Consider the following 12,784-nt stretch of genomic DNA (forward strand, 5'->3'; position numbering starts at 1 on the left):
CTCCTACTCCCTGCTCCCCTGCTCCCCGGCTCCCCGGCTCCCCCGCTCCCCCGCTCCTATTCAACTCACCTGTTTTGTAGGAATTTCAACAATAAATTCTGTTCCTGCTTCAGGATGAGATAAAACTTTGATATCACCATGATGCTTTTCAATAATTTGATAGCTAATTGCTAAACCTAGTCCCGTTCCCTTATTTACTGGTTTAGTAGTGAAAAAAGGATCAAATATTTTACTTTGTATTTCTGGACTGATGCCAGGACCATTATCTTTGATTGTAATTCTTACTTGTTGAGAATCAGTTATTTCTGTTTTAATCAGAATTTGTTTATGGGTTTGTTGATTTTGCTCTAACAATGCGTCTATAGCATTGCTAATAATATTCATAAATACCTGGTTTAATTGGGCAGGGTAACATTCAACTAAAGGTAAATCACAAAAATCTTTAACCACCTCAATTCCTAGCTTGAGACGATTATTTAAAATTACTAATGTACTATCAATACCTTCATGAAGGTTAACAGCTTTTTTATCAGCTTGATCAAGTCGAGAAAAGTTTCGTAAAGATAGAATAATTTCCCGGATACGTTCAGTCCCAATTTTCATGGAAGCGAGAATTTTCGGTAAATCTTGACTAATAAAGTCTAGATTAATTTCTGATATATATTCTTTAATAGCTGAAGTTTCTAATGGATATTCTTGTTGATAAAGTTGCACCAAATTTAATAGAGATTCATTATAATTATCTAAATGAACAAAGTTGCCATAAATAAAATTAATAGGGTTATTAATTTCGTGGGCTAAACCAGCTACCATTCTCCCCAAACTAGACATTTTTTCAGTTTGGATTAACTGAACTTGTGTATTTTGGAGTTCGCGCACAGTCTGCTCTAATTTTTTTGATTGTAATTGAGCAGTAGCGTTAGCGGCTGATAAAGCTTTAATATTATTATAAGCTTTAGAGTGGTAACGAATACGGGCGATTAATTCCACTACATTGGGCAATTTAATGAGATAATCATTTGCCCCTGCTGTAAAAGCATCTGCTTTCAACTGTGGCTCTTCCTTGCTAGAGAGCATGACAATAGGGATATTACAAGTGGCTGGATGAGAACGAAACCAACGTAATAACATCAACCCATCAATATCTGGCATGATCATATCGAGAAGGATGACAGTAGGCGCAATAGATATGGCTTTTTGGATAGCTTGAGCAGGATCATTTACATAGTGGAAGGCAATATCTGACTCCGGAGAGAGTAGCCTGCAAACAGCTTCACCAATAATTAACTGATCATCAACTAATAAAACTGTGACTATATCTGTATTTATATGTACTGTAGATGGGGTTTGATTATCTGGGGTTAATAATGAACTTAGTGGCAATGGAGCTTTTGATATGGCCGTATGTGTTGATATCATTTGGCCCCTCCTTATAGTAGTTACAGTTTTGAGGATATCAAAGTAAGAGATTATTTTTACTTTGTCTACAATGAGAATAACATTATGTAATCAGGAAAACATATTTAGTTCGTAATTCGTAAACAAAATAAAACGGCTTACTTTCCATAGATACCAAGGCTTAGGGGGGATAAGCATTATCAGTAATTACGAGTAGTTCATGATGAACAAAATATATTTTTCAGTAAATTTACTAAATTGGTAATTAGGAAAACTTTCGCTTCAACTTTGGAATTAGCAGTTTATATGAGTATAGGCTGCACTTTTTAGCGTAGATATTTAATTAATAAGACATGAGCCATAGCGAATATGATATTTTTAGAATAATACTCAATATGAAGGCGATCGCATTCTCTAGAAATTAATTTAATTTACAGGTAGGGGCGCAGGTCCTGCGCCCAGTCAGGAGTAAAAAGGATATTTACAATGGTAATAGATACAAAATATAAAGATAAATATCAAACATATTTTACATCAGATCAAGCTTTATCTTCATATATGGCTTCACTATTAAAATTGGAAATAAATGATAGGCTACTTGAACCATGTGCAGGAGAAGGACATCTTTTAGAAGCAGCATTGAATATCAATAAAAATATCTCATCTCTTGCTTATGAACTACATCCTGAACACGCAAAATATCTCAAATTAAAGTTTAGTTCATCTCAGAATGTAGAAATACGAGAACGTGATACAATTTTTTGTTCAGATTTAGACCTTTGCGAATCTTTCGGACATAAATTTACAAAGATTTTGGGAAATCCTCCCTATGGAGGTTGGCAAGAATATGAGCGTCGTACTGATTTAAAAAGAAAATATCCCGGTTTTTATATTCGAGAGACATATACTGTTTTTCTGCTTCGTTGTCTTAAATTACTTGCTCAAAAAGGACGATTAGTATTTATTATTCCTGACACTTTTTTATATCTTCATAGTCATACTCCTCTCAGACGTTATATTCTAGAAGAGTTTATAATTGAAAGTATAGATGTATTTCGTTCCTCTCTCTTTCCAGGAATTTCATTTGGTTATGCAGGTCTTTGTATTATTTGTATACGTTCTGAGAAGCCACTATCTAGTCATTCTTTTTTTGTGAGACTTGTGGATTCTCTTGGGGATTTAAAAGTATTGACAAACACCCCAGCTAACTGCAAATTAATCATTCAACGAAATATTCTTCAGAGTCATTCCCTTGCTATTCCTATCTCTCGGAATGAATCAACTTTTAATGAACTATCAGATAGCAAGACTATCATCGCTGATATTGCTGACTGTGTTACTGGTTTCTACTCAGGAAATGACAAACGCTTCCTTTATAGAAGCTCAACTTTGATAAAGCGTTCTGCTGATTATTTAGTTGTTAATCCTGATGATATTGAACCTACACCTTCTACATTAAAAAATCCGTTAGATGGAATAAATGATGCAAAACACTTTATTCCTATTCTTAAAGGTGGTGGTTATAATTTTGTGAAACCAACTCAATGGTATATAGATTGGAGTAAGGATGCAGTAGAACATTATAAAATAGACAAAAAAGCAAGATTTCAGAATTCATCCTATTATTTTAAACGCGGAATTGGCTTTCCTATGGTAACATCCAAACTTCCTACAGCCGCATTAATTGAGGAAAGTCTTTTTGATCAATCTATAGTAGGAATTTTTCCAAAATCTTCAGTTGATTTATTTTTTCTCTTAGCTTATTGCAACTCACCAGTATTTTGGAGTTGCTTAAAAGCCATTAATCCATCTGCAAATAATTCTGCTAAATATATTTTGAAGACACCTATAATTTTACCAGATGAAGATACTCTCAAGCATATTTCTCTGAGAACTCAAGAATTAGTAGTAGAACTTATGCAAGGTAGTAAACAACCATTATGTGAAATTCTCAAACAAGAAATTATTGATTCTATTACACAATACGTTCATAAAAAGACATCTCATCACTTCATAGATCCAATGTGACTTTGTTGAGAAAATGTTAAACTCAAGATGATACGGTTCTTCTGTTTTTTTATGAAAAACTTGGTTCAAAATCATTGAAAGCTTTACTGTATGGGCATTTTATTGATATAGCGGTTATCGGTCGGATGAAATACAATCGAGGGCGGGGAAACCCCACCCCTACAGGTTTTGCGATTTAATGACTGTATCTCACTCAAGTGCATACCGCTATAATATGGGGATAATTGTTGATAACCCTTGTCCTTATTCCACAAAACGTCAGGAAATAGTTGAGAAAATTGATTAACAACTCACCCAGGAAATCCCAAAGTTAGGTTTTATTGTTGACCAAGCACTTTTGAGAAATGTAAAAATGCCGGATACGCTACAAATAGCTATTCAGCAAAAACTCAAAGCTGAACAAGAAAATGAGCAAATGAAATTTGTATTAGAAAAAGAGCGTCAAAAAGTTGAAAGAAAGAAAATTGAAAATTGGGCGTTGCTGAATCAGAGTATGAAATTTAAAAATTAGATTTTTTTAACTCTTAATTCTTTGCGCCTTTGCGCCTTTGCGTGAGGCTAATTCATACATTCAATCAGCAACGCCAAATTAGAATTTTATATACAGAGGTAACAAGAGGGGCTAAGAGGGGCTAAGAGGGCGCAGACCCTGCGCCCCTACAGGATTTGCAATTAAAAGTTGTATTTCACTGATTCTGAAAAATGCTATAAGATTAATTGTCATTACTAAATGATACACAAGGACTGTCAATTTCTACTGCTGGAGTGAATGAATTACAGAAAGTGACAGTAGCACAATTAACACTCAATTCATCGGGGTGAGTGCATTCTAATTTGATATAAAAGGCACATTCTTCACAGATAGTTCTATGTAATACTGGTTGTAAGTCAATGGAGGTTGACATAGTTCACAATTAAAGAAGTTAAGATAAAACCCACTACTTTGTATATTCTGTAGTGGGCGATAGCAGTAATCAACAATGTCAATTTTATTATCTGTTATTTTTGTAACAAATTTAATTACTGAATGTAATAATTGCATTATTATATTGCATTTATAGTAATTTAACCACAAATGAGTAGTCAAAAAATCAGACTTGACTAACTTAGATTGTTTTTATTAGTTTGTCGGTTTAAGCTATTTTTGGTACATAGAATAAATAGCCTATATAAATAATTGGCTTTTATCCCATATTTGACATTAAGCCTAGTGAGTGCTAAACGCCTGCCAGAAACTACTGCTCATGTGAGAGTTACCGGCCAATCTTGGCAACAAGGCTTTCTTGAAGGTGAAGTTAGCGCCGGTAATTTTCAGTGGCATTTCCAGTGGCATTTCCGCAAGGGAGAACTTTCTGTAAAGCCTTCCCAAGGTCGTGCTTTAATCAAAGAACCTCTAGGTCGCTTTTTAGAACAACAAGATTATCAATTAGAACCTGGGGGAGATTATGCTTTTACGATTCGGGCTGAACTTTAAATTAGAGCAGAATTCAGGATTAAAGACTTTGTACCTCCTGCAACCTGCTATGTGCTGTATTTTTAGCTGTTATTGGCAGTAAGTCGGTTGAGATAGCGTTCTATGAGGAGAATGGCAACAATGTCATCTATAGCTCGTGGAGGTTGACGCATACCCTTGGGTAATAGTTTAATTATGCCTTGGGGTGGGTACATTTGCCAATAGCGATCGCGTGCTTCTAAAGTTGTATAACGTTCATCAACTAAAATGATATTGATGGCTTGGCTTAATTCTTGATTAAGTTGCTGTTTCCACTGTTTAGCCGTTGTTTGATCTCCCATCACTATTAAGGATACGGGGAATCTTTGCAGTTGTGTTTCAATATTAGCGATCGCCTCATTTGCCAATACTACTTGATGATAGAACAGTTGCCGATCTAATCCCACCACCGCGATTCCACATTTATCACGACCAGGATCAAATCCTAAAATTACAGGTTGTGTATTAGTCATTTGTTCGTTATCAATTGTCAATTGTCAATTGTCAATTACTCAGGTACTAAACAGGATTTGTCCATTCAGAAGGGCTACTAATCTAACTCTCAGAGGACCGACAGTATAAGTATCTTCCGCCGCTATAGCTTTAATTTCTACTTCTTGCGGTGTCTGCTGTAATTGGGTAACAAAGCGTAAAAAAGTTCCTTCTATTTGCACACTTTCGACAATTCCCGCATTTCGGGCGCGAAATTGAGAAGCGGAAATTAGTAAATCTAGGCGTTGACGTAGTTGGTTCGATGTCATATTTTTTAAATCGGCTGTAGTCGTAGCCAGAATTTCCCCTGATGAAAATACTCGTTGATTTCTGGCCGCATCTGCAAAAAATTCTATTTGCTTTTCTCCTCTGACATAATTACCTGCTGAGAAAATTCGCACTACATATTCTCGACCATCTTGAATTTGTCTGATTAGTGCTTCAATTTGAGCTTTGGTAACACGGAGTATTTCTTTATTTGCTGGTGTTGCACCAGGTTCAGTTAATTGAATATTAGAATTGCGGTTAGCTTCTTGGAGAATTTGGATAATAGCTTGACGTGCAGCATTAGGTTTGTCAACAGTAATTAAACCTGCGGCTATCACTTGACCTCGAACTAAAGCTAGTTTACCTAAACGGAGGTCACGATAGGACTGATAATATTTTTCTAGTCTGGCTACTTCCTGTTCTAAAAATTCTTGTTGTTTCTCTAATTCTTTCAAGCGAGATTCTCTGGTAATAATAACTTCCTCTCGCTGTTTAATTTCTAGATTACGATTTTGAATAAGTTGATCTAATCTGGCAATTTTGCGATCGCGGTTTTCAATCGCTTTTTTCGCCTCATCAATGGCTTGTTTAGCTTCTGCATACAATCTCTGCCGTTCTGCCTTTAACTCTTCCACTGCTGTTTGCAATGTCTGTCGCTGATTGTAAAGAGTTTCTAATTCACTTCTAGCTTGTTGATACTGAATCACAATTTCACCCAGCCGACTTTGAGTTTGGTTAAGTCTTGCTTGGGTTTGGGCTTGTTGATTGAGGGTGCGATTTAGTTGAGCCTGTGTTGCTTTTTGTCTAGTATTTGCTGCCTGTAATGATTTATTAATTGCCTGTAGTTCTTTTTGTGCTTGATTTTGTGCTTGTCTAGCTTGATTTAACTCGCGCTCTGCTTGGGTTTTTTGAGCTTCTGCGGTTTTTAATTGTTCTCGCTTGTTGCCCAAATCTCTTTGAATATCTTCTAATTCAAATACACCCTGCCGCAATCCCTTATCAGCAGCAAAGAGAATTGCTAAAGTGGATGCGGAAATCAAAGCACCCGTAAAAATAGTGACAATTACAGCGGTTTTTTTCGGGCGTAAGTTGAAAAGTGAGAGGCGTGCTTTACCAACCCGTGTGCCAATGCGATCGCCCACGGTGGCAATTACGCCTCCCAAAATTAAAATTGCTGCAATGAGGATGTACCCGGTGGTCATTTTTAGCTACCGCAATGCTTCCAGATACAGCCTACTACGTTAAACCATTGTCTGTGGGTAAATGGAGTTAGCCAAAAGTAGAAATTATGCAATTTTTAGATTTTCCTCCAAATTATCGGTTCACTCTTGACGGTATTTACTCTACTTGGGAAGATCCCAAAACTGCACTACCTCGAAAATAGAACCTGTACTAACTCCATTTCCCCATCACCTTTAGGTAAATTGCTTACTTAAAGCAACAGGTTTATGCACAGTAATCTTCTTTTTATGAATTGAAATCATTTTTTTCTCGCGTAAATCGCCTAGTAATCTGGTGACAGTCACGCGAGTAGAGCCAATTGCTTCCGCGATCGCCTGATGGGATAACTTCAGATCAATGGTAATGCCATCAGCGCAAGGAACGCCAAAATCTCGACAGAGAATTAACAGAAAACTAATTAACCGTGAACCCATGTCTCGGTGAGCCAGAGTTTCGATCATCATCTCTGTTTGCAGAATCCGCGAAGATAGCCCTCGCAGCATTAACATTGATAATTCTGGATTTTCCTTCAGTGCCTGCTCAACTTGTTCAATTGGCGCTGAAAGCAATTCTACAGTAGTAAATGCCACTGCATGATAGAATCGATCAGACTTATTGCCTGTCAGCAGCGACAGCACACCAAAAACGCTATTTTCCCGGAGCAGAGCTACCGTTATTTCTTCTCCTGCCTCATACACCCTCGACAGTTTCACCGCACCCTTAAGAAGAAAATAAACTCGTTCGGCAGGATCTCCCGGAAAAAAGATCGTCTTATTGCGTTCAAACGTTTCCACAACCGGAGGAAAAGCCCCGGTTGCCATTTGACGAAAAACATTTGCTAGGGCTTTGTCTTGTGTCACGATCATCTCCCTTCCCCTACCCAATGCCAGAAAAACAAAAACTGATTACCTAAGAATACACCTGAAAAATCAATAAAGCACCGTTAACCTTTCTGTTTTTTCCTATACTCAAATCCATAATTCTTAGTCATTCGTTTATTATGATACATAATTATTGTTCTGTTTAGCTAGTAATTATTGATAAGTAGTTTCCCCAATTCTAGTGAAAAGGTGAACCTAAGAAGCTTGGAGATTTCTTGAGAATATTTGCAAACATGGTCATAATTTCCGGGGTCTTACTGCCCAATCTTGCAGCATTTTCAAAAATCCCTGTCCTAACAAAGTCAAACTAGGCTCACATTCTAGTATGCTCCTAATGATGAATTACATTAGCAACTTCTATGCTGAATCTGTCTGGAAAAAATGCCCTGGTTACAGGTATTGCCAATAACCGATCAATTGCTTGGGGAATAGCTCAACAACTGCACAAAGCAGGGGCTAATTTGGGCATTACCTACTTGCCAGATGACAAGGGTAAAATGGAAAAAAAAGTTTCTGAATTGGTAGAACCTCTTGCTCCTAGTCTATTTTTGCCCTGCAATGTCGAAAATGACGAGCAAATTCAATCTACTTTTGAAACCATCCGGCAAGAATGGGGGAAAATAGATATTTTAGTTCATTGTTTGGCCTTTGCTAACAGAGACGATTTGACTGGTGGTTTTAGTCAAACTTCCCGTTCTGGTTTCAAAACAGCTTTAGAAATTAGCACTTATTCACTTGTTCAGTTAAGTGGTGCAGCTAAACCTTTAATGACTGAAGGTGGAAGTATTATTACTCTTACATATTTGGGAGCAGTTCGCGCCATTCCTAACTATAATGTTATGGGTGTAGCTAAAGCTGGCTTAGAAGCAAGTGTTCGTTACTTGGCCGCAGAACTTGGACCTGATAATATTCGCGTCAATGGCATTTCAGCAGGACCCATCCGCACCTTAGCATCTTCTGCTGTAGGCGGAATTTTGGATATGATTCATCATGTTGAACAAGTAGCTCCCCTCCGTCGCACCGTTACTCAACTAGAAGTAGGTAATACTGCGGCTTTTTTATGTAGCGATTTAGCAAGCGGTATTACTGGACAAATCCTGTATGTAGATGCAGGATATGAAATCATGGGAATGTAATAAGATTTAATAATTGATAATTGACAATTGACAATTGACAATTATCAATTGCTTGCTAGTCCCTTTTCCCTCTTATGACAAATGACTAATCACCAAACTCCTCGAATAGCTTCAGTTCACCGCACTACTGGTGAAACAGATGTTCATGTCACCATTAATTTAGATGGTACAGGGATATGCAAAGTCTCGACAGGCATTCCCTTTTTAGATCATATGCTCCATCAAATCGCCTCTCATGGGTTATTTGACTTGGATATTCAAGCTAAAGGTGATTGGGAAATTGATGATCACCACACTAATGAAGATGTGGGGATTACCTTGGGACAAGCTTTATTTCAAGCTTTGGGTAATAAAAAAGGCATTGTCCGCTTTGGGAATTTTCTTGCTCCCTTAGATGAAGCTTTAGTTCAGGTGGCCTTAGACTTCTCTGGTAGACCTCATTTGAGTTATGGTTTAGAAATTCCTACTCAACGGGTGGGAACTTATGATACACAATTAGTACGAGAGTTTTTTGTAGCATTGGTAAATCACAGCCAAATGACCTTACATATTCGCCAATTGGATGGAATTAATTCCCATCATATTATTGAAGCCACATTTAAAGCCTTTGCTAGAGCCATGCGAATAGCTGTGGAAATTGATCCCCGTCGTGGTTCAACAATTCCTAGTTCTAAAGGTATGTTATAAAAATCATCTGTATCGGTTAATCTATATTTAGTTCTCAATAGTCAGTAGTTGCTAGTTTCACAACCATGAATTCTGTTGTAGACAACCCCGATTCTCAACAAAATCCCATAGATAAACAACCAGTAGTCCTGACTTCTGAATTGCGAAAAGTCTATCGCACGGGATTTTGGCTCAATCAAAAAGTTGTATCTCTCAAAAACTGTTCTTTACAAGTATACCCAGGAGAAACCTTTGGCTTGTTGGGTCCCAATGGTGCTGGTAAAACCACGCTGTTAAAATTGTTGTTGGGAATTATCCGCCCTACATCTGGTCGGGGATTATTATTAGGTAAACCGATAGGCAACGCTAAAGTCAAGCAACATATTGGCTACCTTCCAGAAAATCCCTATTTATACGACTATCTCAGTGGTTGGGAATTTTTGCAGTTAGCAGCAGGTTTATTTCAAATTCCCCAAAAGTTACAACGTCAACGCATTCCCCAATTATTGGAATTAGTCGGTTTATCCCAAGCTGATGCTCGCAAAAAGCAAATGCGCCGTTATTCTAAAGGAATGCTTCAGCGTGTGGGTATGGCTCAAGCACTAATTAATGATCCAGACTTGGTTTTTTTGGATGAACCCATGTCTGGACTTGATCCCCTGGGACGCTACCAAATGCGAGAAATTATTCTTTCTCTGAAAGCATCTGGTAAAACCATATTTTTTAATAGTCATGTGTTGAGTGAAGTTGAACAAATATGCGATCGCGTTGCTATTCTTGCTCAAGGAGAATTAATCTGCTCTGGTTCTTTAAATGAACTTTTAGGAAACCAAAACACATACCATGTCAAAGGTAAAGGAGGAGACGGGGAAATCTTGAAAAAATGGATCGCTAGTTTAGAATTTGGGGCTGATGGATCTTGGCAAGGTATACTCCAAGAAGATTACTATGATTTTCTGGCCAGTCTCCGATTAATGGGAGGAAAAATTATCACCATGAATCTATCACGTCAATCTCTAGAAGAGTTTTTTATCCACCAAATTCAAACCCGAAATCATCCCCTCAATTAATTTTATTTCCTAGTAAATAGGCGCAACAACCACAAACTTTTATGGCTTTTGCTTTATCTTGATTTGATATTCCTACTAAGTTTGTAATTTAAACAGCATCCTCAATGGAATCTTCATAGATAAATCAGCCATAAGTAGTAATATTATTCCTAACAGTACTGCTATATTTACAAATTAATCTATAATTTGTAACGGTTTCTATTTAGGTAAAAGTAAAAAAACAAAAAACAGAGTTGGAGGTGTAAATATTGAGCAAAAAATCAAATTCTAAATCTCATATTTTAGTGAAAATCTTTTAAACTAAACTGGAAAAATATAACTTCAACTAGTTCTAAAAATTGAAAAGTAAATTGTATCAATCAATAAAAAAATGAATTAACTTCATTGAAAATCCAAAATCAATATTCCCAATCAATAAATCATTTATGTCCGGAAAACTAAAGATTTATTAGAAAATAAAATTGTTGAGCCACTGCGATATTTAAGTATACTCAACATTAAACTGTTTCAACATAACTCTAAATATCATCATCTCCCCATCTCAGGTAAATATGCTTAATAAAGATTTGTGTAAATTTCTCACCCATTCAACTATGGGTTTAGCATTGTTAACAACTGTCAATATTGCTTTACCATCTGCGAGTTTAGCTCAGAAACAACCAGAAAAACTCGCTTCCAGCATGGTTACAGATTACTTATTAGGAGGTGGCGATCTCATTCGTGTCAATGTATTTGAAGTCCCAGAATACACAGGTGAATATCAAATTCCCCCCGGTGGTTCAATTAACCTACCTTTAATTGGTAGCGTACCTGTACTGGGATTAACCACTGAACAGGCCGCTGATACAATTGCTAAAAGATATGCTCGTTTTCTCAAACGTCCTCTCATTTCCGTCAACTTATTATCACCCCGTCCTATTAATGTATTTGTAGCTGGAGAAGTAACAAGGCCAGGAGCTTACACCCTTAGTCTACAAGGAGGAGCAGGAAACAACCCTGGCGTGCAATATCCAACCGTATTAGCAGCACTTACAGTATCCCAAGGGGTAACATTAGCAGCAGATGTAACTCAAGTTCAATTACGCCGCAAAACAGGACGTACTGGAGAGCAAGTAGTCTCTCTTAACTTAAAGGAACTCACCCAAACCGGGAGAATATCTGAGGATATTACCTTACGAGATGGAGACACCATATTTGTCCCTACTGCTGCTAGTTTAAATGTTGCTGAAGCCCGGAATTTATTTGCAGCTAACTTTGCAGCGAGTCAAACTTCACCCCGCACAGTAGTTGTAATTGGTCAAGTTTACCGTCCTGGTTCTTATCTTGTCACCCCTGGGAATGGAGGTGGTGCAGAGGGTGATAGTGCTGGTGGTGGTTTACCAACTGTAATGCGGAGTTTGCAACTAGCTGGGGGAATTACATCACAAGCTGATGTTCGCAAGATCAAATTACGCCGTCCTACCCGCACTGGTACAGAACAAACTATAGATATCAACCTATGGGAATTGCTACAAAGTGGTGATCTCAATCAAGACATCGTAGTCCAAGATGGAGATACGATTATCATCCCTACAGCTACAGAAATTAGTGTTGCTGAAGCCACTCAATTAGCTACCACAACCTTATCACCAACAACGATTGAAGTAGGTGTAGTAGGTGAAGTCAAAAATCCTGGTGCAGTCAAACTACAACCCAATAGCTCTTTAAATCAGGCATTATTAGCAGCAGGTGGTTTCAATGATGGTAGAGCTAGTAGAGGAACTGTAGATTTAATTCGTCTCAACCCCAATGGTACTGTTACCAAACGTCCAGTTCAAGTGGATTTGGCTAAAGGAATTAATGAGGAAACTAATCCTATTCTTCGTAATAATGATGTCGTGGTAGTTGATCGCAACAGTTTAACTAAAACAGGTGATAGAGTTAATACTGTAGCTGGTCCTCTAGGTACTATTTTGGGAATTGTTAGATTATTCTTTGGATTTTAATTTAGTTAAGTCCAAAATTTGGTTTTCTAGGTTTCCAAGCAAAAAATCTAGTAGTCTGTCAAATACATTTTGACGAATAAAGAAGAAACGAACCACGAAGAACGCAAAGAGCGCGAAGGAAGAAGAAAGAAGGAAGATTATTTACCCG

The 12,784-nt window shown here is 37.4% G+C and carries 11 protein-coding genes and 1 pseudogene; 7 read left to right on the forward strand and 5 right to left on the reverse strand.

Annotated elements, in window-relative coordinates; translation table 11 throughout:
- Positions 1 to 60: 60 nt before the first annotated feature.
- A complete protein-coding gene (locus FJR04_RS03450) occupies positions 61 to 1,419 on the reverse strand; it encodes an ATP-binding protein (RefSeq protein WP_168491842.1) in 1,359 nt (452 codons plus the stop codon).
- A gap of 465 nt (positions 1,420 to 1,884) precedes the next feature.
- Between FJR04_RS03450 and FJR04_RS03455 the strand changes: the two genes are divergently transcribed.
- Together FJR04_RS03455 and FJR04_RS03460 are read left to right on the forward strand one after the other, a co-directional pair.
- Positions 1,885 to 3,426 carry an Eco57I restriction-modification methylase domain-containing protein gene (locus tag FJR04_RS03455; RefSeq protein ID WP_168491844.1) on the forward strand — a complete coding sequence of 514 codons (1,542 nt, stop codon included), beginning with the start codon at positions 1,885 to 1,887 and terminating at the stop codon, positions 3,424 to 3,426.
- A gap of 244 nt (positions 3,427 to 3,670) precedes the next feature.
- Positions 3,671 to 3,895: pseudogene (locus tag FJR04_RS03460) on the forward strand (SPFH domain-containing protein); the annotation flags it as partial.
- 244 nt (positions 3,896 to 4,139) lie between these two features.
- Here FJR04_RS03460 and FJR04_RS03465 read toward each other — a convergent pair.
- Positions 4,140 to 4,331 (reverse strand): hypothetical protein, encoded by a 192-nt coding sequence (locus FJR04_RS03465; RefSeq protein WP_168491846.1) that lies wholly within the window; start codon positions 4,329 to 4,331, stop codon positions 4,140 to 4,142.
- Positions 4,332 to 4,636: 305 nt separating this feature from the next.
- Between FJR04_RS03465 and FJR04_RS03470 the strand changes: the two genes are divergently transcribed.
- Complete coding sequence (locus tag FJR04_RS03470; RefSeq protein ID WP_168491847.1) at positions 4,637 to 4,900, forward strand: DUF3146 family protein; 264 nt, start codon at positions 4,637 to 4,639, stop codon at positions 4,898 to 4,900.
- A gap of 62 nt (positions 4,901 to 4,962) precedes the next feature.
- Here FJR04_RS03470 and FJR04_RS03475 read toward each other — a convergent pair whose 3' ends face one another.
- From FJR04_RS03475 to ntcA, 3 genes are all read right to left on the reverse strand, one after another.
- A complete protein-coding gene (locus FJR04_RS03475; protein WP_168491849.1) occupies positions 4,963 to 5,391 on the reverse strand; it encodes a pre-16S rRNA-processing nuclease YqgF in 429 nt (142 codons plus the stop codon).
- A 39-nt stretch (positions 5,392 to 5,430) separates the two neighbouring features.
- Positions 5,431 to 6,879, reverse strand: a complete 1,449-nt coding sequence (locus tag FJR04_RS03480) for a DUF3084 domain-containing protein (RefSeq protein ID WP_168491850.1) — start codon at positions 6,877 to 6,879, stop codon at positions 5,431 to 5,433.
- 213 nt (positions 6,880 to 7,092) lie between these two features.
- Positions 7,093 to 7,764, reverse strand: coding sequence for a global nitrogen regulator NtcA (gene ntcA / locus FJR04_RS03485; RefSeq protein ID WP_027401174.1), 672 nt, complete (start codon positions 7,762 to 7,764; stop codon positions 7,093 to 7,095).
- 374 nt (positions 7,765 to 8,138) lie between these two features.
- On the opposite strand from ntcA, the gene fabI reads away from it, so the two are divergent.
- From fabI to FJR04_RS03505, 4 genes are all read left to right on the forward strand, one after another.
- On the forward strand, positions 8,139 to 8,915 hold the full coding sequence (gene fabI, locus FJR04_RS03490; RefSeq protein ID WP_168491851.1) for an enoyl-ACP reductase FabI: 777 nt from the start codon (positions 8,139 to 8,141) through the stop codon (positions 8,913 to 8,915).
- A gap of 81 nt (positions 8,916 to 8,996) precedes the next feature.
- Positions 8,997 to 9,602, forward strand: a complete 606-nt coding sequence (gene hisB, locus FJR04_RS03495) for an imidazoleglycerol-phosphate dehydratase HisB (protein WP_168491853.1) — start codon at positions 8,997 to 8,999, stop codon at positions 9,600 to 9,602.
- Between the two features lie 65 nt (positions 9,603 to 9,667).
- The gene (locus FJR04_RS03500) at positions 9,668 to 10,651 is read left to right on the forward strand and encodes an ABC transporter ATP-binding protein (RefSeq protein WP_168491855.1); all 984 of its coding nucleotides are present in this window, start codon (positions 9,668 to 9,670) and stop codon (positions 10,649 to 10,651) included.
- A 551-nt stretch (positions 10,652 to 11,202) separates the two neighbouring features.
- Positions 11,203 to 12,636 carry a polysaccharide biosynthesis/export family protein gene (locus FJR04_RS03505; protein WP_168491857.1) on the forward strand — a complete coding sequence of 478 codons (1,434 nt, stop codon included), beginning with the start codon at positions 11,203 to 11,205 and terminating at the stop codon, positions 12,634 to 12,636.
- Positions 12,637 to 12,784: the final 148 nt, after the last annotated feature.

It is taken from the genome of Anabaena sp. UHCC 0204 (assembly GCF_009711975.1).
Lineage (GTDB): Bacteria > Cyanobacteriota > Cyanobacteriia > Cyanobacteriales > Nostocaceae > Dolichospermum.